At 64.4% G+C, this 24,854-nt stretch carries 27 protein-coding genes; 12 read left to right on the top strand and 15 right to left on the bottom strand.

Features of this window, described 5'->3' with window-relative positions:
- Positions 1–5 precede the first annotated feature (5 nt).
- From J2X53_RS01555 to J2X53_RS01570, 4 genes are all read right to left on the bottom strand, one after another.
- A complete protein-coding gene (locus J2X53_RS01555) occupies positions 6–755 on the bottom strand; it encodes a DNA-binding domain-containing protein (protein WP_349035724.1) in 750 nt (249 codons plus the stop codon).
- Positions 739–1,596, bottom strand: a complete 858-nt coding sequence (locus J2X53_RS01560; protein ID WP_349035725.1) for a DUF692 domain-containing protein — start codon at positions 1,594–1,596, stop codon at positions 739–741. Before J2X53_RS01560 ends, J2X53_RS01555 begins: the two co-directional genes overlap by 17 nt.
- 55 nt (positions 1,597–1,651) lie before the next feature.
- Positions 1,652–1,960 carry a DUF2282 domain-containing protein gene (locus J2X53_RS01565; protein WP_349035726.1) on the bottom strand — a complete coding sequence of 103 codons (309 nt, stop codon included), beginning with the start codon at positions 1,958–1,960 and terminating at the stop codon, positions 1,652–1,654.
- Between the two features lie 255 nt (positions 1,961–2,215).
- Entirely contained in the window at positions 2,216–4,912 is a 2,697-nt protein-coding gene (locus tag J2X53_RS01570) for a hypothetical protein (protein WP_349035727.1), read from the bottom strand.
- Positions 4,913–5,132: 220 nt separating this feature from the next.
- Between J2X53_RS01570 and J2X53_RS01575 the strand changes: the two genes are divergently transcribed.
- The gene (locus J2X53_RS01575) at positions 5,133–5,501 is read left to right on the top strand and encodes a hypothetical protein (RefSeq protein WP_349035728.1); all 369 of its coding nucleotides are present in this window, start codon (positions 5,133–5,135) and stop codon (positions 5,499–5,501) included.
- A 420-nt stretch (positions 5,502–5,921) separates the two neighbouring features.
- On the top strand, positions 5,922–6,482 hold the full coding sequence (locus J2X53_RS01580) for a transposase (protein WP_349035729.1): 561 nt from the start codon (positions 5,922–5,924) through the stop codon (positions 6,480–6,482).
- Positions 6,483–6,694: 212 nt separating this feature from the next.
- Here J2X53_RS01580 and ettA read toward each other — a convergent pair whose 3' ends face one another.
- Positions 6,695–8,350, bottom strand: a complete 1,656-nt coding sequence (gene ettA / locus J2X53_RS01585; RefSeq protein ID WP_349035730.1) for an energy-dependent translational throttle protein EttA — start codon at positions 8,348–8,350, stop codon at positions 6,695–6,697.
- A 135-nt stretch (positions 8,351–8,485) separates the two neighbouring features.
- Here ettA and J2X53_RS01590 point away from each other — a divergent pair, with 135 nt between their 5' ends.
- Positions 8,486–9,097: a nicotinate-nucleotide adenylyltransferase gene (locus J2X53_RS01590; RefSeq protein ID WP_349035731.1), complete on the top strand. Its 612-nt coding sequence runs from the start codon at positions 8,486–8,488 to the stop codon at positions 9,095–9,097.
- A 65-nt stretch (positions 9,098–9,162) separates the two neighbouring features.
- Positions 9,163–10,647 carry a D-alanyl-D-alanine carboxypeptidase/D-alanyl-D-alanine-endopeptidase gene (gene dacB / locus J2X53_RS01595; protein ID WP_349035732.1) on the top strand — a complete coding sequence of 495 codons (1,485 nt, stop codon included), beginning with the start codon at positions 9,163–9,165 and terminating at the stop codon, positions 10,645–10,647.
- Positions 10,648–10,779: 132 nt separating this feature from the next.
- On the opposite strand, the gene J2X53_RS01600 is transcribed toward dacB, so the two are convergent.
- Positions 10,780–11,202: a tellurite resistance TerB family protein gene (locus tag J2X53_RS01600; protein ID WP_349035733.1), complete on the bottom strand. Its 423-nt coding sequence runs from the start codon at positions 11,200–11,202 to the stop codon at positions 10,780–10,782.
- Positions 11,203–11,314: 112 nt separating this feature from the next.
- Here J2X53_RS01600 and J2X53_RS01605 point away from each other — a divergent pair, with 112 nt between their 5' ends.
- Positions 11,315–12,898 carry a lysine--tRNA ligase gene (locus J2X53_RS01605; protein ID WP_349035734.1) on the top strand — a complete coding sequence of 528 codons (1,584 nt, stop codon included), beginning with the start codon at positions 11,315–11,317 and terminating at the stop codon, positions 12,896–12,898.
- Positions 12,899–12,988: 90 nt separating this feature from the next.
- Positions 12,989–13,417 carry a DUF4864 domain-containing protein gene (locus J2X53_RS01610; protein ID WP_349035735.1) on the top strand — a complete coding sequence of 143 codons (429 nt, stop codon included), beginning with the start codon at positions 12,989–12,991 and terminating at the stop codon, positions 13,415–13,417.
- Between the two features lie 185 nt (positions 13,418–13,602).
- Here the strand turns inward: J2X53_RS01610 and J2X53_RS01615 are convergent, their stop codons facing one another.
- From J2X53_RS01615 to J2X53_RS01625, 3 genes are all read right to left on the bottom strand, one after another.
- On the bottom strand, positions 13,603–14,703 hold the full coding sequence (locus J2X53_RS01615) for a 5-(carboxyamino)imidazole ribonucleotide synthase (RefSeq protein ID WP_349035736.1): 1,101 nt from the start codon (positions 14,701–14,703) through the stop codon (positions 13,603–13,605).
- The gene (purE, locus tag J2X53_RS01620; RefSeq protein ID WP_349035737.1) at positions 14,696–15,181 is read right to left on the bottom strand and encodes a 5-(carboxyamino)imidazole ribonucleotide mutase; all 486 of its coding nucleotides are present in this window, start codon (positions 15,179–15,181) and stop codon (positions 14,696–14,698) included. The genes J2X53_RS01615 and purE overlap by 8 nt, the downstream gene beginning before the upstream one ends.
- Positions 15,182–15,285: 104 nt before the next feature.
- Positions 15,286–15,504 carry a DUF465 domain-containing protein gene (locus tag J2X53_RS01625; protein WP_118150398.1) on the bottom strand — a complete coding sequence of 73 codons (219 nt, stop codon included), beginning with the start codon at positions 15,502–15,504 and terminating at the stop codon, positions 15,286–15,288.
- A gap of 285 nt (positions 15,505–15,789) precedes the next feature.
- On the opposite strand from J2X53_RS01625, the gene J2X53_RS01630 reads away from it, so the two are divergent.
- The gene (locus J2X53_RS01630) at positions 15,790–16,203 is read left to right on the top strand and encodes an Hsp20 family protein (protein WP_118150587.1); all 414 of its coding nucleotides are present in this window, start codon (positions 15,790–15,792) and stop codon (positions 16,201–16,203) included.
- 12 nt (positions 16,204–16,215) lie between these two features.
- The gene (locus J2X53_RS01635) at positions 16,216–16,443 is read left to right on the top strand and encodes a DUF1150 family protein (protein ID WP_349035738.1); all 228 of its coding nucleotides are present in this window, start codon (positions 16,216–16,218) and stop codon (positions 16,441–16,443) included.
- A gap of 160 nt (positions 16,444–16,603) precedes the next feature.
- Here the strand turns inward: J2X53_RS01635 and J2X53_RS01640 are convergent, their stop codons facing one another.
- Positions 16,604–18,310, bottom strand: a complete 1,707-nt coding sequence (locus tag J2X53_RS01640; RefSeq protein WP_349035739.1) for a bifunctional sulfate adenylyltransferase/adenylylsulfate kinase — start codon at positions 18,308–18,310, stop codon at positions 16,604–16,606.
- 310 nt (positions 18,311–18,620) lie between these two features.
- On the opposite strand from J2X53_RS01640, the gene J2X53_RS01645 reads away from it, so the two are divergent.
- Positions 18,621–19,199, top strand: coding sequence for a hypothetical protein (locus J2X53_RS01645; protein ID WP_349035740.1), 579 nt, complete (start codon positions 18,621–18,623; stop codon positions 19,197–19,199).
- A 24-nt stretch (positions 19,200–19,223) separates the two neighbouring features.
- Here J2X53_RS01645 and trxB read toward each other — a convergent pair whose 3' ends face one another.
- Positions 19,224–20,186, bottom strand: a complete 963-nt coding sequence (trxB, locus tag J2X53_RS01650; protein ID WP_349035741.1) for a thioredoxin-disulfide reductase — start codon at positions 20,184–20,186, stop codon at positions 19,224–19,226.
- A 212-nt stretch (positions 20,187–20,398) separates the two neighbouring features.
- Here trxB and J2X53_RS01655 point away from each other — a divergent pair, with 212 nt between their 5' ends.
- Complete coding sequence (locus J2X53_RS01655; RefSeq protein ID WP_349035742.1) at positions 20,399–20,899, top strand: Lrp/AsnC family transcriptional regulator; 501 nt, start codon at positions 20,399–20,401, stop codon at positions 20,897–20,899.
- Between the two features lie 85 nt (positions 20,900–20,984).
- The gene (locus J2X53_RS01660; protein WP_349035743.1) at positions 20,985–21,317 is read left to right on the top strand and encodes a hypothetical protein; all 333 of its coding nucleotides are present in this window, start codon (positions 20,985–20,987) and stop codon (positions 21,315–21,317) included.
- Between the two features lie 9 nt (positions 21,318–21,326).
- Here the strand turns inward: J2X53_RS01660 and J2X53_RS01665 are convergent, their stop codons facing one another.
- From J2X53_RS01665 to lgt, 4 genes are all read right to left on the bottom strand, one after another.
- On the bottom strand, positions 21,327–21,473 hold the full coding sequence (locus J2X53_RS01665; RefSeq protein WP_349035744.1) for a hypothetical protein: 147 nt from the start codon (positions 21,471–21,473) through the stop codon (positions 21,327–21,329).
- Positions 21,474–21,732: 259 nt separating this feature from the next.
- Positions 21,733–22,482 carry a peptidoglycan editing factor PgeF gene (gene pgeF / locus J2X53_RS01670; protein WP_349035745.1) on the bottom strand — a complete coding sequence of 250 codons (750 nt, stop codon included), beginning with the start codon at positions 22,480–22,482 and terminating at the stop codon, positions 21,733–21,735.
- 4 nt (positions 22,483–22,486) lie between these two features.
- Positions 22,487–23,542: an SAM-dependent methyltransferase gene (locus tag J2X53_RS01675; protein WP_349035746.1), complete on the bottom strand. Its 1,056-nt coding sequence runs from the start codon at positions 23,540–23,542 to the stop codon at positions 22,487–22,489.
- The gene (lgt, locus tag J2X53_RS01680) at positions 23,539–24,414 is read right to left on the bottom strand and encodes a prolipoprotein diacylglyceryl transferase (protein WP_349035747.1); all 876 of its coding nucleotides are present in this window, start codon (positions 24,412–24,414) and stop codon (positions 23,539–23,541) included. The genes J2X53_RS01675 and lgt overlap by 4 nt, the downstream gene beginning before the upstream one ends.
- 140 nt (positions 24,415–24,554) lie before the next feature.
- On the opposite strand from lgt, the gene J2X53_RS01685 reads away from it, so the two are divergent.
- On the top strand, positions 24,555–24,824 hold the full coding sequence (locus J2X53_RS01685; protein WP_349035748.1) for an accessory factor UbiK family protein: 270 nt from the start codon (positions 24,555–24,557) through the stop codon (positions 24,822–24,824).
- Positions 24,825–24,854 lie beyond the last annotated feature (30 nt).

Below are 24,854 nucleotides of genomic sequence, written 5' to 3' on the forward strand. Positions count from 1 at the left end.
CTCTTTCACTCCCGCGCATCGACGATTGCTCCCGCCCGCATCAGCGACACGAGCAAGGGGTGTGGGTCATGCCCTGCCTCGGCACCCCTCGCCGTTGCGGCTGCCACCGAGAGTGTGTCGCCGCACACCACCGACCGCAGCAGGGCGGCATCGCCGGGTCCGACGGAATGCACCGGCACCTGAAAGCCAGCGTCGCGCAGGATCAGGGCGGTCTCTGGGCCTGATGCCAGCGGCACCTCATTTCCCCCCGGCTGGTTGCGCGCCCAGATCGAAACGGCAGGATGGGCAAACCCCAGAACAGTGACCGACGCGTGCAGCACAAGGCGAACCCTGTCAGGATCGACAGAGACAAGGATGGCAGGATCGACAGGCCGCGCGTCCGCTGCATGAAACGCCCGCCCGCGTGCGTATTCGATCCGGGCGACATCGCCCAGATAGGGATAAGCCGCCAAGGGCGGGAACTGCGCCAGAAACGCGGCAAAGCTGTCACCCCATTCGGCGAGGATGGGCGATTTCGGGCGATCCCTGTCGATATAAAGCCGCGCGAGGGCGGCAAAGAACTCTTCTCCCACCAGCCGCTTGATCACCGGAAATCGCGTCGCCAGCGCCTGGGTCAGGCTGACGGCCCCGTTGTTGCGATAGACCGCGAAGCGGCGTTCAACTTCGGTAGGGTCTCGGGCCACAAGTCCCGCAGGAAGTGGCCCGCCGCGAAGCGCGCCATCGAACCCGGCAACGAAGTCAGGATGCGCGTTCAAGGCCGGTCCTCCCCGCCGCCAGGATGTCTCCGGCCCGTGCCGCCTCGGCGGCAAGGACCGGCCACTCGGGCAGGTCATTGTCCCATTCGACCAGCGTTGGCATCGGCCCGACCTTTGCGATCACTTCGGCGAATAACGCCCAGACCGGATCGGCAACAGCCGTGCCATGGCTGTCGATCAGCAGCGGGCCAGACGGCAACTCTTCGGCATCATGGCCGCCCAGATGGATTTCCCCCACCAGATGCAGCGGGAACCCTGCCAGCCAGGCGCGCGGGTCGGTGCCGTGATTGGTGCAGGAGACGAAAACATTGTTCACGTCGAGCAGCAGCCCGCATCCCGTGCGCTGGGCCACCTCGGTCAGGAACTCGGTTTCGGGAATCGTGGATTGCGCGAAGCACAGATAGGTGGCGGGGTTTTCCAGCAGCATCTGTCGCCCAAGCGCCTCTTGCACCTGATCGACATGGCCGCAGACCACACCCAGCGTTTCTGCTGTATAGGGCAAGGGCAGAAGGTCGTTCAGATACTCCGCCCCGTGACTGGACCACGCCAGATGTTCGGAAAAGCTCTCGGGCTGATACCTGTCGCACAGGCGGCGCAGGCGCGCCAGATGATCGCGGTTCAACCCATCAGGCCCGCCGATCGACAGCCCCACCCCATGGATCGACACTGCATGGTCCGCCCGGAGCGCCGCAAGTTGCGCATGCGGCAGGCCACCGGCGCCCATGTAATTCTCGGCATGAACCTCGAAGAACCCGATGCCCTGCGCATCGGCGCGGATGGCGGCGAAATGTTCAGGTTTGAAGCCCACACCGGGCAGTTTGGGAAGCAAAGGTGGCACCATGGCGCATCCGTCCAAATGAAGTGTGGCGCGCGGAAATCCGCGCGCCCCGGTGGGATCAGGCCTTTGGCACGTCACGCTCCAGCGCCTCAAGCGAGCCGGACCGTGCCATGCCGTCTGCGGCTGCGGGCAGTTCCATCGTCAGGCAGGTGCCGGCCGGCACCAGCTTCCAGGCATTGCCCTGATAGTCAGCCTTTGAGGTGCCGGCGCAGGTCGTGCCCGGACCCGCAGCGCAGTCATTCTGCCCGGCCAGCGCCACTCCAAAGCACTTCTCCATTTCCTGAGCCATCACGGGCGTCGTGGCCATCGCGCCAAGCGCGCAGGCCAGAGAAGCCCCCAGAACGAGGCGGGACGTCATCGCAGTCATGTCAATCTCCCTGTAAAGCCGAAAGGTCATCTGCCCTTCACCAGACAGTTCGGCGGGCGGCGGGCAGTCATTACAGGGATCGCGGTTTCGTGATCATGCGCAGGTTCGCCGCCGCGCAAGGGCGACACGTGAACTGGATTGACGGGCGGGCATGGGCCGGGAACGCCACAGGCGCAGGTCTGGGTATCGACCCCGCCGTCAGTCAAACCCGGCTGACAGCGCCGCGAACCAAGACGCCAAAGGGCCCTTCAATCGTCAGCGTCTCGGCGCCACACAGAAACTGCGGGTCGAGATCGGGTTGTGCCAGCAGCGATCATCCGCTTGGGTCACCGGATCATCGGTCCTGATCTCGTTCAGGCGCCAGATGCCGTCCTGCACGTAAGTGACGCTGCGGTCGCCATCCGGCCAGACATAGACGTTCAGCGCGATCTGGCTGCGCAGCTTTTGCATCTCATCCGAGGCCTGATAAAAGATGAGGCCACGACAGGGTTTGGTCGAGGTCACCTCCCCACTCACGGCCCTGACCTGGCAGGTGAACGGGTCAGAGGGCAGATCGCCCCGGCTCCAGTCCTCAAGCAGCTGCGCATTGGCCGCACAAGCCTGCGCGATCGTGTCCATGCAGCCCATGTCGAACGCCCGCGACGCTTCGGCCAGCACCCGGGGGGGCAGGGGGTCTTCGCCCTCCTCGTGATGCGCGAAGGCGAGGGGGTGTGTCACCGTCTCACCCCGGCGGACGGCATCAATCAGCATGGTGCCATAAATCAGGCAGGCCTCGCCATCGGTGGTGTCCACGCGATGATGGAAGCAGCCGCGCTGATAGGCGGCCAGCGCAAGTGCCGGATCGGCGGGCCGGGCGCTTGCGTCGGAGAGCAGATGGCCTGCCAGCTTGCACCCATAGGGGGCCACCGAAGCATCGGTGCCATTGCAGGTGAACCCGGCCCACCGCAGGGCCTCGGGCAGGCGCACCTGTTGGTCCAGCGCCAGCTTTGCGGCATCATAGCAGGCCCAGCCGTCCTGCTCGGCTCCACGGGCAATCATCGCCTCGCAGGCCATGGCGCGGACCTGCAGCGCGCCTTCTTCATCCCCACGGGCTGCCACCGCATCGGCAAGCAGGCTGCAGGTGTTGTCCGCTTCCGTCATGTCGCGCGCGTCCCGGCACCCCATGCGCAGGGCTGCAAGATAGGCCTCGGGGTCGTCGCGGCCGGGGATCGTCACGCCTTGCGCCTCATACCCGGTCTTGCCGTACATCTCGGCCAGCGACGCGCAACCCTTTGTACTGGCGGGTGAGCAAGCCTCTTTCAGCATCGCCTCGACCGTGTTCAGACCATCCGGTGCTTTCAGCGCGGCATAGAGAGAAAGGGCCTGACGGCAATCCTGAGACGATGCGCCCTCCGGCGACAGGCAGGATTGCGCGAGCGCGTCATATCTTGCACGCAAGGCCGGGCGGGCCTCGGGCAGGGTCGCGTCGATGGCTGCGCCAAGGCTTTCGCAGAGGCTGTCCTTGCTCTCCTGCGCGTCGCAGAGCGCAATCGCGCGTGCGGTGGCGGCCTGACGCTCGGCCGCTGGCCAGATGTCCGGCAGATTTGACAGGGTGGCGCAGGCCGCCGGATCGCCTGCGGCGCAGCCGCTGGTCAGGAAGGCACGGGCCTGCGACACCCGCGCCGGATCGCGTGCGGCAGGATCGCCATAGGTCAGAAAATCACGGTAGAGATAATAGGCGGACTTGCAGCTGCGCTGATTTGGGTCGCGCGGCCCTTGGGTGCAGAGCCCCGCCTCGATGCCCGCAAGTGCAAAACGTTCATCCATGGTCGGGCCCGTGCCGCGCGCCGCTGTCACCGCGCCGAACCCCTCTTCCAACGCCTCGCAGATCCAGCCGATCCCTTGCTGGCAGGCAGTCAGATTGGCCGCGAACTTCGACGCAGCCTCAGCCAGCGTCGGGCTGCGATCCGCCGCCGTGTTCCGCGCCAGCAAAAGACAGCCGACGCCGTCCTGCGCATCGCACAGCCGTTTCGCCAGTTCCGTCGTCAAGCGGTCGTCCGCCGCCCCACCCGCAAGTGCCTGATCCCGCGCAAGTTCTGTCGTGTTGTCCTGCCGGTTGATCGCCAGCTTGCACCCCTCCGCATCTCCGGCCATGCAGCCCAGCAGGGCATAACGTGTGACCACAGCCGGCCCCCGGTCCGGCCCGTCCGGCGCGTCATAGATCAGGCTGGCAAAGGCGGTGCAGGCCGCGCCGAGACCCAGATCGCAGGCCCGTTTCATCCCTGCCGGATCACGGGCCTGACGGGCCTCTGCCAGCAAGGCGGCCGCATCCTGAAGCCCGTCGCGCCCCGCTTCGACAAATCCGGCGCCTTGGGGGATCAAGGCCTCGCTGAAATCAGCACCGGAGGCGCAGGAACTGCCCTCGGGCAGCTGATCGGAAAGCCGGAGGATCCGCTCGCTGACCCCGGTGCTGAGGAGGCCCAGAACCAGCGCATAGCCCCCCGACTGCAGCCGATACGCCGAAGCCGAGCGGCCAAAGGCAGGCAGGGATGCCGCAAGGGCGTTCAGCACCCGCAGCGTATCGGCATGGCCCGCGACAAGATGGCAGGTGTTCGGCGGGGCACGATAGGTCTGACCGCGACCATCAGCGGTCAGGCTGGCCGAGGGAGGACAGAAATGGCTGACGGCAGCAATCTGCAGATACCCGACCGCCCGCTCCAGCCCTTTGCCGGTTGCATACTCCAACGCGAACCACGCCGCGCCGCCCGGACCGAAGGTCAGGTCGCGCAACGTGACCACTTCCCCCGCCGTCAGAACGCGCGCTTCTGCCCCGCCCGGCGCGGCGTAAATGGGCTGCGCCGTGCAGATATGGCGGGTGTCTGCCGGCTGGTGTGGCGAAAGCTCCTGCCCCAGAGCGGGAAGGCCGAACCCGAACGAGAGCAGGGCGAGGGCAGACAGCGTGAACCTTATCATCAAAACCCGCCCATGAATACGTCTTGGCCCCGGATCAGAGGCCTCCTTCGGATGCTGGGCAGGATGGACCGGAAGGCGGCCGGTTCCAAGCAGGGAAACCCGTCATCAGGCACAATCCTGCCGACCGGCAGAGGGCAGCGCCGTACCAGGATCCGGGGTGACTGTCCGGGCCGGACATCTGTGCTACAGGGGGCGACAAAACCCGGAACAGGAATGCCCTATGAAGAAACTTTTGCTGGTTATCATCGGCTTGGCGCTGTTGGGCCTGGGTGGCTATCGCCAGTTTACCGGGGCGGGCGTCAGCGCAGCAGACCAGATGCGGTGCGAACAGCAGGTGCGAGCGCAAAGCGGCACCGACGCCGAAGCGTTGGCGCTTTTGCTGCCGAACTGCAGCGATGTCGGTATTGTGGCAATGATGGAGGCGCAGGCATCGGGCGATGATCCGCAGGCAACAGCGCGCCGGATCTCGGAGGCAAATCAGGGCGATCTGACAGCACATGTCCTTGACTGGGCGATGATCGGCGCGGGTCTGGCCGCATTGGCTGCGGCTGCGGCTGCGGCGATGAGCCGCCGCCGCGCAGCAGCCTGATTTGAAGATCGTTGTCGGGAGCGCGCTACGCGTTTCGGTGGCCCCCGCCGGGCCGATGGCCGAAGGGACGGCTGCGGAGGGCGGGGGCTTTCCGGGCGTGTTGAGGTCAGGTCAGGCGGGGGCTGTTCAGAACACGTCGATCAGGTAGAGAATGATGATGATGGGGATCGGAATGCCGATCAGCCAAGCCAATGCGCCTTTCATGGTGCCGTCCTTTCATATGTCTGAATGGAAAACGCCGAACTGAGGGGAAGGTTCCATTGGCAGGCGGGAAAGCCGTAGTGGTTTGAAAACGTGTCGTTTCTCGGGTATGCTTTGGGTCTGATCCGGGTCTGGCGGGCGTATGGTTTACGTCATGACGTTTATGCGCGGGCAGGGGGCGGTAACGGTTGATTAACCGTGATCGGTCAGGGTTGCGGGATGCCACAGGTTCAGCGCCCCATATCGACCGGCTGCCGGGTGTTCTTTACCCTTTGCCTTGCCACGCGCGGCAGCGACCTTTTGCTGCGCGAGGTTGACCTGTTGCGCCGTGCGGTGGCGCAGACGCGGGCGGAGCGGCCGTTTGGCATTGAGGCCTGGGTGGTGCTGCCCGACCATCTGCATTGTGTGTGGCAGATGCCGGCGGGGGACGGGGCGTATGCGGTGCGGTGGGGGGCGATCAAGGCGCGGTTCTCGATGGAGATGGGCAAGGCGGGGTTTGTGCCGCCTTTGCCGGTGGGGCCTCGGCATGGCGGGGTGAACCCCGCCCTACGGCGCAAGGGAGAGGTCGGGGTTTGGCAGCCGCGGTTTTGGGAGCATCATATTCGCGATGAGGCGGATTATCAGGCCCACGTCCGGTATTGTTGGGGCAACCCGGTCAAGCATGGGTTGGTTGCGCGGCCCGTCGATTGGCCGCATTCGTCGATCCACCGGGATATCCGGTTGGGGTTGGTGGAGCCGGAATGGGGTGGGTCGTGTGAGGCAGGTGAATTTGGGGAGTAGGGCGGGGTTCACCCCGCCACGGTTGGTTGAAAGAAAGGCGGGGTGAACCCCGCCCTACGGAAAGTCGTTGAAGTGCGGATTGGTACAGCAGCCCGTCGGTTAGTCGTATGTATCGTTCCGACGGGATATCCGGTTGGTTTATAGCGTAGGGCGGGGTTCACCCCGCCGCCCCGGGTGGTCGAAAAAGGCGGGGTGAACCCCGCCTTACACGTTTATCGGCTGAACCGCTTGTACTTCACCCGCTTCGGCTCCAGCGCATCCGGCCCCAACCTACGGATCTTGTCTTCCTCATAGGCCTGGAAATTGCCCTCGAACCATTCGACATGGGCGTCGCCTTCAAACGCCAGAATATGGGTGCAGAGGCGGTCGAGGAAGAAGCGGTCGTGGCTGATGATCACGGCGCAGCCGGCGAAGTCTTCGATGGCGGATTCCAGTGCTTGCAGGGTTTCCACGTCCAGATCGTTGGTCGGTTCGTCAAGGAGCAGCACGTTGCCGCCCGAGCGCAGGAGTTTGGCCATGTGGACGCGGTTACGCTCGCCGCCCGACAGCAGGCCGACTTTCTTCTGCTGGTCGGTGCCTTTGAAGTTGAACGCCCCGGTGTAGACGCGGCTGTTCATCTGCATGTCGCCGAGCTGGATGATTTCCGAGCCGCCCGAGATTTCCTCCCACACGTTTTTGTTCGGGTCCAGCGCGTCGCGGGACTGGTCGACGTAGGACAGCTTCACGGTGTCACCCAGCGTGACCGTGCCCTCATCGGGCTGTTCCTGCCCGGTGAGCATGCGGAACAGGGTGGATTTGCCGGCACCATTGGGGCCGATAACGCCGACGATGGCCCCCGGCGGGATGGTGAAGGTCAGATCCTCGATCAACAGCTTGTCGCCCATGGCCTTTTTCAGCCCGACAACCTCGATCACCTTGTTGCCGAGGCGCTCGCCGTTGGGGATGATGATATGCGCGTTGGACGAGCGTTCCAGCACGGTCTGACCCGCCATCTCGTTGTAGCGCGCGATCCGGGCCTTGCCCTTGGCCTGACGCGCCTTGGCACCGGAGCGGATCCATTCCAGTTCTTTTTCCAGCGCTTTTTGCTTGGATTTGTCCTCGCGCGCTTCCTGCTGCATGCGCTTGGCCTTTTGGTCCAGCCAGGCGGAATAGTTGCCCTCGTACGGGATGCCGCGGCCGCGATCGAGTTCGAGAATCCAGCTGGTGATGTCGTCGAGGAAATAGCGGTCGTGGGTGACGATCAGGATCGTGCCCTTGTAGGCGATCAGGTGCTTTTGCAGCCAGGCGATGGATTCGGCGTCAAGGTGGTTGGTCGGCTCGTCCAGCAGCAGCATGTCGGGCGCTTCGAGCAGCAGTTTGCACAAAGCCACGCGGCGGCGTTCGCCGCCCGACAGGTCATCGACATTGGCCTCATCCGGCGGGCAGCGCAGGGCGTCCATTGCCACGCCGACGGTGGCTTCCAGCTCCCACAGGTTGCCGGCGTCGATCTGGTCTTGCAGGGCGGCCATCTCATCCGCCGTCTCGTCCGAGTAGTTCATGGCGAGTTCGTTGTAGCGTTCCAGAATGGCGGTCTGCTTGGCCACGCCGAGCATGACGTTTTCTTTCACGTTCAGGCTTGGGTCGAGGTAGGGTTCCTGCGCGAGGTAGCCGACTTTGGCGCCTTTGGCGGCCCAGGCTTCGCCTTTGAAATCGGTGTCCATGCCGGCCATGATCTTCAGCAGGGTGGATTTACCCGCGCCGTTGACGCCGACGACGCCGATCTTGACGCCGGGCAGGAAGTTCAGGTGGATGTTTTCAAAGCATTTCTTGCCACCGGGATAGGTCTTTGAGACGCCTTCCATGTGGTAAACGTATTGATAGCTGGCCATGTGTACTCTCCGGTGTCGCGGGGCGACTGATGCGCGCGTGTGCTTGGGTTGCCCCTGATGTAGCGATATTGCTGGACAAGGGCAACGCGGCAGGGGCACTTTGGCCCGCCAAATGGGGGCCAAGGGGAACATCGGATGCGGATCGGCTTTCCGGTTGCGGGAAAAGGGCAGGTTGTGGGGTTGCTGGGCGGGTCGTTTGACCCGGCGCATGAGGGGCATGCCCATATCACGCGCGAGGCGATCAAACGGCTGGGGCTGGATCAGGTCTGGTGGCTGGTGTCGCCCGGCAACCCGCTGAAGGCGCGGCAACCGGCGCCGATGGCCGACCGGATCGCGCGGGGGCGGGCGGTGATGCGGCACCCGAAGGTGACGGTGACCGATCTGGAGGCGCGGCTGGGCACGCGGTTTACCTATGAAACGGTGGTGCGGTTGCAGGCGCTGTATCCGGGGGTGCGGTTTGTCTGGCTGATGGGGGCGGACAATCTGGTGCAGTTTCATCGCTGGGACCGCTGGCGCGATATCCTGCGCGCCGTGCCGGTGGCGGTGCTGGCGCGGCCGGGCTTGGGCGTCAAGGCGCGGTTGAGCCGTGCGGCGCAGGCGTTTCGCGGCAAGCAGCTGGACCGGGGGGAGTGGCTGGGCGGATCACGGCGGCCGCCGGTCTGGGCGTTCATCAACCTGCCGATGAACGGGGCCAGCAGCACGGCCATTCGCGCGCGGGGCGACTGGCGCTCTGGCGCGGGAACGTGATGGCCGCGCGGTTGCTTGCCCATGGGCAGATCGCCTAGGATGCGGCGACAGGAATGGGGCGGACGATGATTTCCAAGGGTATTTCCCGGCGGCAGATTTTGGGCGGGTTGCTGGCGGGCGCGGCGTTTAGCGCATCGCCGGGCTTTGCCGAAGCGCCTGCCCGGTCGCCCCGCCCGGTGCCGCGCGGCGGGCAGACCCCCGCGCTGGCTGCCACATCGGCTGAGGCGTTGATCGCAGAGGCAAAGCTGGGGGCGGCGGCGGTTGCCAGCTATGTGGTGATGGATGCCGCCACGGGCACGGTGCTGGAGCAGCGCGAGGCGCAGGTGGCGATGCCGCCCGCAAGCGTGGCCAAGGCGGTGACGGCGCTGTATGCGCTGACGCGGCTCGGCCCCGATTTCCGCTTTCGCACCCGGGTTCTGGCAACCGGGCCGGTGGTGGCTGGCGTGGTGCAGGGCGATATTCTGCTGGTGGGGTCGGGCGATCCGACCTTGCAGACCGATCAGCTGGGCGATCTGGCGGCAGGCCTTGCGGCGCGTGGGGTCAGATCGGCGACCGGGCGCTTTCTGACCTGGGACCGCGCCTTGCCGCCGGTGCTGCGGATCAGCGACGAGCAGCCGGTGCAGGTCGGCTATAACCCGTCGATCAGTGGGCTGAACCTGAATTTCAACCGCGTGCATTTTGAATGGAAGCGCGCGAATGACGGCTGGTCTACCGCGATGGATGCGCGCGGCACAAGGTTCGTGCCTGCCGTGCGCATGGCGCGGATGCAGGTGGTGGCGCGCGAGACGCCGGTGTTTACCTATCAGACCGCTGACGCGGCGGATGACTGGACGGTTGCGGCAGGCGCGCTGGGCAAGGGTGGCAGCCGCTGGCTGCCGGTGCGCCACCCGGCGGTGTATGTCGGCGAGGTGTTCCAGACGCTGGCAAAGGCGCAGGGCATCACCCTGTCCGCGCCGCAACCCTTGCAGGCCGAGCCATCGGGGCAGGAGCTGGCGGCGGTCGACAGTGAGGCGCTGACCGAGATCCTGCGCGACATGCTGCGGTTTTCCACCAATATCACCGCCGAGGCGGTGGGCCTGCGCGCGTCAGGTGCGGCTGATCTGGCAGGCTCGGGTGCAGCGATGTCGGATTGGGCGCGGGCAACCTATGGCGTGGGCTGCCGCTTTGTCGATCATTCGGGGCTGGGGTCTGCGTCGCGCGTGACAGCGCAGGATATGGCGCAGATCATCCACCAGGCCCGTGCCTCGGGCCTGCAACCGCTGTTGCGCGACATGGGGCTGCGCGATGCAAAGGGCAAAGAGATTGCCAACCACCCCACCCGCGTCACCGCCAAAAGCGGCACGCTGAACTTTGTATCGGCGCTGGCGGGCCATATCAGGCCGCCACAGGGGCGCGAGCTGATCTTTGCCATCTTCCTTGGCGACACCGCGCGCCGTGACGCGCTGCCCGAGGCGGAGCGCGAAAGCCCGCCCGGCGGTGCGGCCTGGCTGGGGCGCGCGCGCCACCTGCAATGGCAGTTGCTGGCGCGCTGGTCGCAATCCTACGTCTGAGAAGCGTGTTGGCTGCGTTCAGCAGGGGTAGGGCGGGGTTCACCCCGCCTTATGTGGCAGGCAAGGCGGGGTGAACCCCGCCCTACCCAAGTGGATACGCTTCGCAAATCGCATCGGGTTGCGCGTCGGCATTCAGGGCTTCAGATGCCGCACCCGGGCGCCCCATTCGATGGCGGCGGCGTGCAGCCGGTCAATCGCCAGCTCTTCGCGCACCTCTTCCAGCATCCGCAGTTCCATATCCGGCAGCTTGCCATCGGCGGCGACCACATCGCAGGCCAGCGCATAGGCGGTTTCGCGCAACCGTTCCGGCAGGGCATCGCGGATCAGTCCGAACAGGGCGTCCAGCCCGTCTTCAACCTCGAACAGGTCGAACACGGTCTGGCTGACGGTGCGGATGCGGTCGCTGTCATAGCCGGAGAACACCGGCATATGGTTGACCATGCGCTGGATCGCCACCAGTTCCGACGTGCGCATCTGTTCATCCGCGGCCGAAACGGCCACCATGACGGCCACCAGCGCATCGGGTGCAGACAGGGACGGGGGCGTATCGGGCATGGCGCATTCCTTTTTGGTTTTGGGCGCACAATATTGACGCGCCGGGGTTCCGGCAATAGAGGAAGGGGCTTTCCCGCGCATGGGGTGCGGGGGCGGTTCAAGGATGAAAGCAATGTCTGCTTTGCGTGATGCGGCGATGAAATCGAAGGCCTGGCCCTTTGAAGAGGCCCGCGCCATTCTGAAACGCTATGAAAAAAAGGCCCCGGAAAAGGGATATGTGCTGTTCGAGACCGGCTATGGCCCATCGGGCCTGCCGCATATCGGCACGTTTGGCGAGGTGGCTCGGACAACGATGATCCGCCGCGCGTTCGAGGTGATCAGCGACATTCCGACGCGGCTGATCTGCTTCTCGGATGATGTGGACGGCATGCGCAAAGTGCCGGAAAACGTTCCGCAGCAGGACATGCTGCGTCAGCATATGCAAAAACCGCTGACATCGGTGCCGGACCCGTATGGCGAATTCGACAGCTTTGGCGCGCATAACAACGCCATGCTGCGGCGCTTTCTGGACACCTTCGGCTTCGAGTATGAGTTCATCTCGGCCACCGAGTTCTACAAATCGGGCCGGTTTGACGACACCCTGCGCCTGTGCGCGGAACGCTATGATGCGATCATGGCAATCATGCTCAAAAGCTTGCGCGAAGAGCGGCAGCAGACCTATTCGGCGTTTCTGCCGATCCACCCGGAAACGGGCCGCGTGCTCTATGTGCCGATGAAGAACGTCGATGCGGTGCGCGGCGAGATCACCTTTGATGATGAGACCGGGCGCGAATGGACGCTGCCGGTGACCGGCGGCAACGTAAAGCTGCAGTGGAAGCCCGATTTCGGCGCGCGCTGGGCGGCGCTGGGCGTCGATTTCGAGATGTATGGCAAGGACCATTCGACCAACACCCCTATCTATGACGGCATCTGTGAGGTTCTGGGCGGCCGCAAGCCCAACCACATGAGCTATGAGCTGTTTCTGGACGAGTCCGGCCAGAAGATCTCGAAATCAAAGGGCAATGGCCTGACCATCGACGAATGGCTGACCTATGCCGCGACCGAGTCGCTGTCGTATTTCATGTACCAAAAGCCAAAGACCGCCAAGCGGATGCACTTCGACGTGATCCCGCGGGCGGTGGATGAATATCATCAGCAGTTGCGCGCCTATCCGGAGCAAGAGGTCGAGGCCCAGGTCAACAACCCGGTCTGGCACATCCATGGCGGCCAGCCGCCGGAGTCGAAGATGGTGGTGCCGTTCTCGATGCTGCTCAATCTGGCAAGCGTGGCCGGGGCCAAGGATGCCAAGGGTCTCTGGGGCTATATCCGCGCCTATGCGCCGGATGCCTCGCCCGAAACGCATCCCGATCTGGATGCCGCTGCCGGATTTGCCGTGCGCTACTTTGCCGACAAGATCGCGCCTTCGCGCGTGTTCCGCCTGCCGACCGATCAGGAACGGGCGGCGATGGAAGACCTGCGCGCCCGGCTGGCGGCATGGGACGGCGGCAATGATGCCGATGCGCTGCAAACCATGGTCTTTGCCGTCGGCAAGGAGCACGGGTTCGAGCCGCTGCGCGACTGGTTCAAGGCGCTGTACGAAGTGCTGCTCGGTGCCTCCGACGGCCCGCGCTTTGGCGGATTCGTGGCGCTTTACGGGGTGCCGGAAAGCATCGCGCTGATCGACAAGGGGCTGGCGGGCGATTTCGTCAAAGCCTGAGGGCTGGTCTGACAGTGAGACGAGGCATTGACCGGGCCCGCGCCCGGTCTATCCTTTTCGCAGGGACGCTTTTGCGAAAGGACTACGGCCATGCGTTTGCCTGCCGCCTTGCTGACCACCGCCTTGCTGACCACCGCCTTGCTGACCTCTGCCTTGTTTGCCCTGCCCGTCGCCGCGCAGGAAGACCCGATCCAGACCACCATCCGCAATCAGCTGACCGCTCTGGGGCAGGATGATTTCATCACCGCCTTCAGCTTTGCCAGCCCGACCATAAAGGGCCTTTTCGGCACCGCCGACAATTTCGGCAGCATGGTCCGCCAAGGCTATCCGATGGTCCACCGCCCGGGCAGTGTAAAAATGCTGGAGTTGCGCGAGGTGGCGGGCAACCTGTGGCAACGGGTGATGATCACTGACCTTGAGGGCCGCACCCATCTGCTCGATTACCAGATGGTCGAGACGGCGGATGGCTGGCAGATCAACGGTGTGCAACTCTTGCCCTCGGTGGGCGTGGGGACGTAGCCATGGGGGCTCTGCCCCCAAACCCCCGGAGTATTTTTACCAAGATGAACCCGCTTGCGCTTTCATCTTGGTAAAAAATACTCCCGCCGGAGGCTCCTGCCATGTCCGAACCCCCGCGATGTCCGAAAGACGCCATGGCAATGCCGTCTGCGGGGGCTCGATGCCCCCGCGGACGGCCCCTTTGCTCAGGTCAGGCCGCGCAGCACGCGGTTGATGTGGCCCATCTTGCGGCCGGGTTTGATTTCGGCCTTGCCGTAGAGGTGGATCTGGGTGCCGCGTTCGCGGGCGAGGGCGGGGATGCGGTCCACGTCGTCGCCGATCAGGTTTTCCATCACCACATCGGCATAGCGGGTGCCGTCGCCCAGCGGCCAGCCCGCGATGGCGCGGATGTGTTGTTCAAACTGGTCCACGGTGCAACCGGCCTGGGTCCAGTGGCCCGAGTTGTGGACGCGCGGCGCGATTTCGTTGACGATCAGGCCGCCGGCCTGACCCGGTGGAGTCACGAACAGCTCCACCCCCAGCACACCGACATAATCGAGCGCGTTCAGGATGCGGGCGGCGATCAGCACCGCGTCGGTGCGCTGGCTGGGCGACAGGCGGGCGGGCAGGGTGGTGGTGTGCAGGATGCCGGCGCGGTGCACATTCTCGCCCGGGTCATAGCAGGCGACCGAGCCGTCAAGGCCGCGCGCGGCGATCACGCTGACCTCATGGCTGAAGTCGATGAAGCCTTCCAGCACCGCCTCGGCGCCGTTCATCGCCTCCCATGCGGCGGGGGCGTCTGCTGGCGTCATGATCCGGGCCTGACCCTTGCCATCATAGCCCAGCCGGGTGGTTTTCAGGATCGCCGGGGTGCCGATCTGCCCCAGGGCTTCCTGGAGCGTCGCCAGATCCGTCACCCGCGCATAGGGCGCGGTGCTGAGGCCAAGGCCGGTCAGGAAGTCCTTTTCCGCGATACGCTCCTGCGACACCGCCAGCGCCCGGCGGTTGGGGCGGATGGGGCGGATCGCCTCCAGCGTATCAAGCGATGCGGCGGGGACGTTTTCGAATTCATAGGTGATGACATCGACGCTTTGGGCAAAGGCCCGCAGCGCATCGAGGTCGTCATAAGGGGCGGTGGTCACCCGGGCGGCGACATGGCCTGCGGGGGGCGCGGCCCCCGGCTCATAGATGTGGCACTGAAAGCCAAGGCGGCTGGCGGCAACCGACAGCATGCGGCCCAGTTGGCCGCCGCCAAGAATGCCGATGGTGGAACCCGGTGCCAGCGGGGGGTGATGCGCGTCAGTCATCTTTAGGCTCCTCGGGGATGCTGGCCGACAGCGCGGCGCGCCAGGCGTCGAGCCGTTCGGCAAGGGCAGGGTCCATCAGCGCGAGGATCCCCGCCGCCATCAGCCCGGCATTGGCCGCGCCGGCCGCGCCGATGGCCATGGTGGCAACCGGATAGCCCTTTGGCATCTGCAGGATGGAATAGAGGCTGTCGACCCCCGACAGCGCGCGGGTCTGCACCGGCACGCCGATCACCGGCACCCGCGTCTTGCTGGCCATCATGCCGGGCAAATGCGCCGCCCCGCCCGCCCCGGCAATAATCACCTTGAGCCCGCGGCCTGCCGCCTCGCGCCCGTAGGACCAGAGCCGGTCCGGCGTGCGGTGCGCGCTGACGATCTTGGCCTCATAGGGGATGCCCAACTCGTCCAGGATCAGGGCGGCCTCTTTCATCGTGGGCCAGTCGCTTTGCGATCCCATGATGAGTCCCACGTCAACGGCCATGCGCGTTCCCCCAGTGCCTTGGTGCCAAGTGCTCTGGGCGCGATTACGACAGGATGGGCGTCAGGGCAAGGGTTTGACGGTGCTGGCGGCAGGCCTGTGGCGGATCAGGCGATGATGTCGGGGATCAGCTGATCTTCAATCTTGACGATCTGATCCTTGAACGACAGCTTTTGCTTTTTCAACCGGCGCAGGGTCAGCTGATCGGGGCGGCCCGTCTCTTCCAGCGCGTGAATCGCGGCATCCAGATCGCGATGCTCACGGCGCAGCACCTCCAGCCGGATGCGGAGCATGTCTTCGAAGTTGAGTTCGCTGGGCGCGTTCATGGGGTTCGCTTACTGGCTGGTGTTCTGCTGGGTGTGGCGCTTGGGTTGAGTCGGCTTTTGGTCCTGTCACAGAATATAGTGATTCTTTGACCGTTCGGCAAAGTTTATGGCGTGGAACCGGGCATCAATTGCACAATTGGTGGTTTGGACCCGGGGGCAAGGCGGGCCGGTGCCACAGGCTGCCCTTGCAGGCGGTGCCTGCCCGCCCCATATTTCAACAGGTGCGGGTGCCTGTCGCGGGGCCTGCGCGTGGAAATGTCGCTTTTGCAAAAGGGCATAAGACAGATGACGAAACTGAGTTTTGGGGCGCACCCGTTTTTGCTGGGGTTTGAACAGCTGGAACGTCTGGTCGAGCGGACCGCGAAATCTTCGGGCGAGGGGTATCCGCCGTTCAACATCGAAGCGACGGCGGACAATGCCTATCGCATCACGCTGGCGGTGGCCGGGTTCCGCGAGGAAGATCTGGCAATCACGGTCGAGGACCGGCAGCTGGTGGTGCGCGGACGCCAGCCCGATGAGACACAAGACCGTGTGTTCCTGCACCGGGGCATTGCCGCGCGCGCGTTTCAGCGCAGCTTTGTGCTGGCAGATGGAGTCGAAGTGGCCGGGGCCAGCATGGACCATGGACTGCTGCATATTGATCTGAAACGATCGGTGCCGGATGCGGTGGTGCAGACCATCCGTATCGGGCGTGGATAAGGAGTTTTTCTGATGAACAGTCCCTTCAAACCCGTTGCCGGGGTCGAAAGCCAGATCGTTTATGTACGTCCGGTCACAGTGGCAGACCTGCCTGACGAGCTGCGCGCGCAGATCGGTGATGTCGAGACGGTGTATTCAGTGAACCGCCCCGATGGCGAGCGGGTGGCGCTGGTGCGCGACCGCAGCCTTGCGTTTTCGCTGGCGCGCCAGCACGATCTGGCCCCGGTCAGCACGCATTAAGGCGGGCCCGCGTTTCATTGCCCGGTCCTCCGGATGCGATTGCAAGGGCAATCGCTGTGCAGGTGGGGCAAAGTGACGATCTGACACCACTCAGACGCTCTGAACAAATCAGCGCCGCCCGGGGGACCGGACGGCGCTGTTTCAAGTTCTGAAGTGCGGATCAGCCCCGGATCAGGCCCATCGATTCCAGCTTCAGGATCACCTGATGCGCGCAATGGTCGACATCGACATCCTGGGTGTCGACCACCAGTTCGGCCTTGGTCGGGGCCTCGTACGGGTCGGAGATGCCGGTGAATTCCTTGATCTTGCCTTCGCGCGCCAGTTTGTACAGGCCCTTGCGGTCGCGTTTTTCGCATTCCTCGATGCTGGTCGCGACATGCACCTCGATAAAGGCGCCAAACGCCTCGATCATCTCGCGCACGGCGCGACGGGTCGAGGTATAGGGCGCGATCGGCGCGCAGATCGCGATGCCGCCGTTCTTGGTGATCTCTGACGCCACATAGCCGATGCGCTTGATGTTGATGTCACGATGCTCTTTCGAGAACCCCAGTTCGGACGACAGGTGTTTGCGCACCACATCGCCATCCAGAAGCGTGACCGGGCGACCGCCCATTTCCATCAGCTTGACCATGAGCGCATTGGCGATGGTCGATTTGCCCGAACCGGACAGGCCGGTGAAGAACACGGTAAAGCCCTGCTTGGCGCGCGGCGGCGAGGTGCGGCGCAATTCGGTGACGACTTCGGGGAAGCTGAACCATTCGGGGATGTCGATGCCCTCGCGCAGACGGCGGCGCAGTTCGGTGCCCGAGATATCCAGAACGGTCGTGCCTTCAGGCACTTCGTTTGCGGGGTAATACTGTGCCTTTTCCTGCACATAGACCATGTGCTTGAAATCGACCATCTCGATGCCGATTTCCTCGGCATGCTGCGCGAACAGGGTCTGCGCGTCATAGGGGCCGTAGAAATCCTGACCGGCTGAGTTCTTGCCCGGTCCGGCATGGTCGCGCCCGACGATGAAATGGGTGCAGCCGTGGTTCTTGCGGATGATGCCGTGCCACACCGCCTCACGCGGGCCGGCCATGCGCATCGCCAGATTGAGCAACGACATGGTGGTGGTGGATTGCGGGTATTTGTCCAGCACTGCCTCGTAGCAGCGCACCCGGGTGAAATGGTCAACATCGCCTGGCTTGGTCATGCCGACAACCGGGTGGATCAGCAGGTTGGCCTGTGCTTCGCGCGCGGCGCGGAAGGTCAGTTCCTGATGCGCGCGGTGCAGCGGGTTGCGGGTCTGGAAGGCGACGACCTTGCTCCAGCCCATCTTGCGGAAGAAGGCGCGGAGTTCATTGGGCGTGTCGCGGCGGCCTTTGAAATCGTAATGAACCGGCTGCTGGATGCCGGTGACCGGGCCGCCCAGATAGATCTTGCCCGCCTGATTGTGCAGGTAGTTCACCGCCGGGTGGGCCAGATCGTCGGCGCCAAACACCTTTTCCGCCTCCAGCGCCTTGTTCGGCACCCATTTGTCGGTGACCGACAGGATGGCAAGGATCACACCCTCCTGATCGCGCAGCGCGATATCCTGCCCCGGCTCGATGCCTTCGGCAAATTTCTCGTTTACGTCCAGCGTGATCGGGATCGGGAACAGCGCGCCGCTTGCCGTGCGCATGTTTTCTACCACGCCGTCATAATCGGCTTCGGACATAAAGCCCTTGAGCGGGTTGAAGCCGCCGTTCATCAAGAGTTCCAGATCGCAGATCTGACGCGGGGTCATATCCCAGGACGGCAGATTGCCCGCCTCGGCTTTCAGCTTTTGGGCAGAATCATATGAGACATAAAGCTCCGGAACCGGAGCGAGCTGGGGAAGCGACATCGTATACTGGCCTTTCAAATGCACTGCCGGGCAAGGGATCACCCTCGTCTTTCGCGTGGGGCTGTAGCCTGCCCTTGCGGCAAAATTCAAGTGAAACAGGCAATGACGGTGCAAACAAGGGCGGAAATGCTGCATCAAGGTCGCAAAGCGGGAGTGTTTCCGCGCAAGCGTGCAGGGTGTGAGATTTCTTTCAGCGCTGAGGGCGGTGGCGCTGCGTCAACTGCGCGAGGGGCCGTGGTTTTGCCGGGGGGAACCGGCGGGGTGGTTGTGCGTTCTTTCTGACACCATGGATTTCAGAAGGAGACGCAAGATGACCGCACAAGACACCCCCAGATTCACGGCGGATGATCTGCGTCTGCTGGATCAGGAAGAGGCCAAGCTGGTTGAAACCGCCCATCGCGGCGATCTGGATCAGATCGGCCAGACCGAGCTGAATGACACGCTGCAACGGTTGCGCGACCGGCGTGACCGGGCGCGCGATCTGGCCAACCGGCAGCGCCGCGAGGCGCGGGGCAAGGCCGATCCGTCGGGCGTGACACCGGCGAGCCAGAACGCGGGGACTGAGGGCAAGGCCCGGGTGCTGGGTCTTGCGCTGGATCTGGTCACGCAGGAACGGCAGCGCCGTTCCGGGCAGGATGGGCCAGATCAAGGGGCTGACTCCGCCGCCCCGAGCCAGCGGGAGCTGGCGGAGCGCGCGATGGAGATGAAGCAGGCGGGGGCAGAGGCCAGTGCGATGCTGGAAGACGGCAGCCCGCTGCACCCGCAAGACCCGGAGGCTGACCCCGGCAAGGGTGCGATGGCGGACACCGCCCGCAATATCGCGCCATCGGGCGCGCTGGATCACGGCGGCGAATTGCCCTCGCGTGAGCGGTCGCGCACCCGATTTTGATCGGGCGCGCTGGTGGTGAGGGCGTTACTCTGCGGCTTTCAGGACGGAGTCTTGCGCCGCGATGAAACGTTCGGCATCCAGCGCCGCCATGCAGCCCATGCCGGCGCTGGTGACGGCCTGACGGTAGATATGATCGGTCAGGTCGCCCGCCGCAAACACACCGGGAATGGTAGTGCGGGTGGTGCCGGGCTCAACGGTGACATAGCCGCCCGAATGCAGATCCAGCTGATCCTTGACCAGTTCTGACGCCGGGGCATGGCCGATGGCGACAAAAAAGCCGTGGCAGGGCACGTCTTTGATCTCACCCGTCAGCAGATTGCGGGTGCGGACGGCGGTGACCGACAGGGGGGCTTCATCACCGAGAATCTCGGTGACTTCGGAGTTCCACAGCATTTCGATCTTGGGGTGCTTGAACAGCCGGTCCTGCATGATCTTTTCGGCGCGAAGGCTGTCGCGGCGGTGGATCAGCGTGACCTTGGTGGCAAAGTTGGTCAGAAACAGGGCTTCCTCGACCGCTGTATTGCCGCCACCGATCACCACCACCTCTTTGCCCCGGTAAAAGAACCCGTCGCAGGTGGCGCAGGCCGAGACGCCAAAGCCCTTGAACTTTTCTTCCGACGGCAGGCCCAGCCATTTGGCTTGTGCGCCGGTCGCAAGGATCACCGCATCGGCGGTATAGGTGGTGCCGGAATCGGCGCTGGCGACAAAGGGGCGCTGCGACAGGTCGAGCGATGTGATGTAGTCACTGATGATCTCGGCGCCCATAGCCTGCGCATGATCCTGCATCCGCACCATCAGATCGGGGCCCTGCACATGGGTATCGCCGGGCCAGTTCTCGACCTCGGTCGTGATGGTCAGCTGGCCGCCGGGTTGCAGACCCTGCACCAGAATGGGGTTGAGCATGGCACGGGCGGAATAGACCGCCGCCGTGTATCCTGCCGGGCCGGAGCCGATGATCAGAACGCGTGTATGCCGAGTGTTGCCCATGGTGCCCTCATCATTTGCCGTGCGGCTTTGATATAGGCGGTTGCGGGCAGGGCGGAAACCCCCCGTGACGGGCAGCAGCGTTGCAGTATTATGTGATTGGCGGATGGATATATGTGGCTGGCGGATGGATTTGTGAAATAATCCTGCGCGTTGGTGAAACATTGTTGCGCGACAGCGGAGGCGGGCCTAGATAAGCGCAAAAGGAGTTCCCCATGGCCGCGTCAAAGCTTGATCCGATCGACCGTCAGATTCTGGCTGAATTGCAGGCTGACGGGCGGATGACAAATGTGGAACTGGCCAAGCGTGTGGGCATTTCGGCACCGCCCTGTCTGCGCCGGGTGCGGACGCTGGAAGAGGCGGGCTATATCAAGGGCTATCACGCCGACATCGACGCGCGCGAGCTGGGGTTCGAGGTGCAGGTGTTTGCCATGGTGCGGCTGCAAAGCCAGGCCGAGGCCGATCTGGCGACATTCGAGGCGCGCTGCCGGGCATGGCCCTTGGTGCGTGAGTGCCACATGCTGAACGGCGAGATTGATTTCATTCTGAAATGCGTGGCGCCGGATCTGTCGTCGTTCCAGAGCTTTCTGACCGGCGACCTGCTCAAGGCCGAGAATGTGGCCAATGTGAAAACCTCGCTGGTGATCCGCTGCGCCAAGGATGACCCCGGTGTGCCGTTTGATGTGCTGGAGGCGCGGCTGGCCAAGACGGCCTGAGCCGTTTGACGCGCGCTGTGGCGGCCTGACACAGGAATCAGAGGGTTGTATCAGAGGGCTGCAAAAGCAAAAAACGGTCCCGTTAATGTGCCAGAGGAGCACCGGGACCGCTTTTGCCAAAGCAACAATCCTGCTGTCCGACGCTGCCCCCGTTTCTTCGCGTGGGTCTTACACCGTCGGCCAGACCACCAAGCAGGTGGTAGACCGTGATGAGGAGATAATGGCAAGAATCGGGCGCATGGTCAAAGGGTTTTCGCAATTGACGGCCATTTGCGACCAAACCGGGCCGGGCGGCCGTATTGTTGCGGCGCTGGCACCGCAAATCGGCCAATTATGGCCGGACCGTGTTGGTTGCGGGTCAAAAGCAAAACGGGCCGTGCAGTGCACGGCCCGTTTTGTATCGAAATTGATTCGGTAAGTGGGTCGGTCAGCGGGCGGCGATGGCCTGCGGTTTGGCCGGGGTGGCTTTCAGGGCCTCGGGCTTGCGGCGGGACGCGCGGGCCCATGGCAGCGAGACTTGCTGTTCAAAACTGGCGGTGATTGCGGATTTCAGCCAGCGGCGTTCTTTTTTCATGATCCGGTGTCCCTTGTTCTGTCTCTTTCGACCTTGAGACAAATCTGACGGGTCTTTGGGGCAGCCAAGGGGCGGCAAATGTGAAAGATTGTGGTCAGGCTGGGTGGGGCGGCTGGCAAATGTGGCAGGCGGAGTGCCGCGCGGATCACCCGTAAAACAAGGGGGCGCGGAAACAATCGCGGCGAAATCTGCGGGATTGTTTCCGGACTGCGCCGCCAGTTTTGCCGCAATCCTGCCGCAGATCGCGGACGGAGTGCCGCTAGAGCCGGATCACCGAGATCAGGCGGCCATAATCGGCCTCGCCCGCATGGGTGGTACGGCGAAAGGAAAAGAAACGGTCGGCGTCGTGATAGGTGCAGTGCCGGGTCCATTCGGCATGGCCCACGCCTGCCGTGCGCAGCCGGTGCAGGCCAAAGCCGGGCAGGTCAAACAGCATCCGGTCGCCGGTGCCATTGACAAAAAAGCGGCTGTTGGCCGGGTCTTCATCGGTAAAGGTCTCAAAAAACTCCGGTCCCACCTCATAGGCGCGCTGGCTGATGCAGGGGCCGATGACGGCGGCGATGTCGGCGCGGTCTGCCCCCAGCGTCTCCATCGCGTCCAGCGTCGCCTCCAGCACGCCATTGAATGCGCCGCGCCATCCGGCATGGGCGGCGCCGATCACGCCCGCCTTTGCATCGGCGAACAGCACCGGCTGGCAATCGGCGCTCAGCACCGACAGGGCCACGCCGGGGGTGGCGGTCACCAGCGCATCGGCATGCGGGCGCACCGGCAGGGGGCCAGTGGCCGCAATCACCTGCGCCGAATGCACCTGATGCACACCGATCAGGTGATCCAGCGGCACCTGCATCGCGGCGGCCACGCGGGCGCGGTTGATCGCGACCGCATCCGACAGATCGGTCGACCCAGCCCCACAGTTCAGCCCGGCAAAAATGCCCGAAGACGCCCCGCCCTTGCGGGTAAAGAACCCGTGGCGAACCGGCAGCGCGTCTGAGGTGATGATGTCGAGCATGGTGTCAGGCAAATCCGGGTGGTGGGGCTGTGCCGGGGCGGAAAAGCCCAAGCACTTTGAACAACGAACCCATTTCTTCGGGGTGGGTCAAGCGCCGATGCGCTGCAAGGTGCGATTGCAGGGCTGGCCCGGTCAAGGATTGGGCAAGCCGCGCCGCCCGCGCGTCGACCCCAAGGCGGGACAGGAACAGGCCCTGTTTGGTAAAGACATGCGGCAGGCCACACATCCGCGCCAGCGCCTCAAAATCGACATGGGCGGTCAGATCGGCCATGCCCGGCTCGGCCAGCGGGTCGGCAAAGGCGTGGGCGCGCAGGGCCTGAAACGTATCGCCCGTGGACCGCCAGCCGCCGTAATCGACGATCAGGGCAGCACCCCCATGGTCCCGGATGCGGGTGCCGATGGTCTCGGCATAGGGGCGGGCGGCCGGGCAGACCTCGACCACCCGACCCGGCACCGGATCGTTGAAGGCGGGGATATCAAGGGTCTGGTGGATCGGGTCGGACAGGCCAAAGGCCAAGCGCCCGTCCTGCACCCCGACCAGCCGCTCGCGCCACACGGTTCCGTCAAACTGGAACTGGTGGATCGGCAGGGCGTCGAAAAACTCATTCGCCACCAGAAACAGCGGCTGTTCGGGCAGATCGTCGATTTGACCTGCGTGGGTGATGGCATGCGGCTCCAGCCGCTTGCGTTGCTGCGCGCGCAGGGCGGGCGAGGCCTCCAGCAGCACCACTTGCGCGCCCGCGTGAAAGCCCGGCACGGCCCGGGTGGCGCGCAAGACATCGGCCATCAGCGTGCCGCGACCGGGGCCAAGCTCGGCCAGCGTAAAGGGCGCGGGTGCGCCCTGATCCAGCCAGCTTTGCGCCAGCGACAGGCCCAACAGCTCGCCAAACATCTGGCTGATTTCGGGGGCGGTGGTGAAATCGCCTGCCACGCCAAACGGGGGGCGGGTGGTGTAATAGCCGTGATCGGGGTGCAAAAGGCATTCGGCCATATACTCGGCCAGCGTCATCGGGCCGGTGGCCGCAATCCGTGCCGCGATGATCCGGCCCAGCTCTGTCATGCAGGCCGCGCGCGCAGCAGGAGCCACAGCCCTACCGCGATCATCGGCAGTGACAGGATCTGCCCCATGGTCAGCCCATAGCCGCCGATGTGCAGGGCAAGGCCCAGCGGATTGCCGTCGGTGATGAACTGCGCATCGGGCTGGCGGACGAATTCGACCACAAAGCGCGCCGCGCCATAGCCGGTCAGGAACAGCCCGGTCAGCGCGCCCGGCCATTTCAGCCAGCCGCGCCGGTAAGCCAGCCACACCAGCACAAGGCCCAGCAGCAGACCTTCCAGCGCCGCCTCATAGAGCTGGCTCGGGTGGCGGGCGCAGATGCCGGTCACGCCGGGGCAGGTCTGCGCCGCATCGCCGGGAAAGGCCACGCCCCAAGGCAGTGTCGTCGGGCGGCCCCAGAGCTCGGCATTGATGAAATTTGCCACCCGGCCCAGAAACAGGCCCAGCGGCGCGGCCAGTGCCATGATGTCGGCGGCCTTGAGCATCGGGATACCCTCCCGCCGGCAAAAGAGGATGCCGGCCACCACCACGCCCAGAAAGCCGCCGTGGAACGACATGCCGCCCTCCCACACCTTGAGGATCGCGGCGGGGTTCTGCAGATAGAACCCCGGCTGGTAGAACAGCACAAAGCCGAAGCGCCCGCCCAGAATGACGCCGATGATCACCCAGGTCAGCAACCGCTCCACCTGATCGGCGTTCATCGGCGGCGCGCCGTACCACAGCGCGGGCCTGCGCAGCGTATCGAGCGCCAGCCGCCAACCGCCGATCAGCCCGACGATATAGGCCACCGCATACCAGCGCAGGGCAAAGGTCATGCCGAAGATGTCGATGGCAAAGATCTCGGGCGAGATCTGCGGGAACGGAAGGTAAGACATGGCACCTCGGCTGTCGGTTGTCCGATATGTCGGCAGGGGGGTTGTCGGCAGGTGGGGCCGACTTGTCAATGTGCCGCACTGACTTGCGGCATGGGTCTGCGGGGCCATATAAGGATTGCAGAGCAACAAGGACCAGTCCCATGCAAAGCCGCAACAAGATCCTCGACGACATCAGCCAGTTGATGACCAATGCCATGGGCGTGGCGCAAGGTGCCAAGACCGAGGCGGAAACCGCGATGAAGGGTCTGATGGACCGTTGGCTGGCCGACCGCGATTTCGTCACGCGTGAGGAATTTGACGCAGTGCGCACCATGGCGGTCAAAGCGCGTGAAGAAAACGCAGCCCTTGAGGCGCGGATTGCCGCGCTCGAAGCGGGCAGCACCGGCAAGAAAGCCAAACCGGCGGTCTGATCCGCATCGGGCAGGGGTTCTGACGCAAAC

This window comes from Pseudotabrizicola sp. 4114 (assembly GCF_031457365.1).
Lineage (GTDB): Bacteria > Pseudomonadota > Alphaproteobacteria > Rhodobacterales > Rhodobacteraceae > Pseudotabrizicola.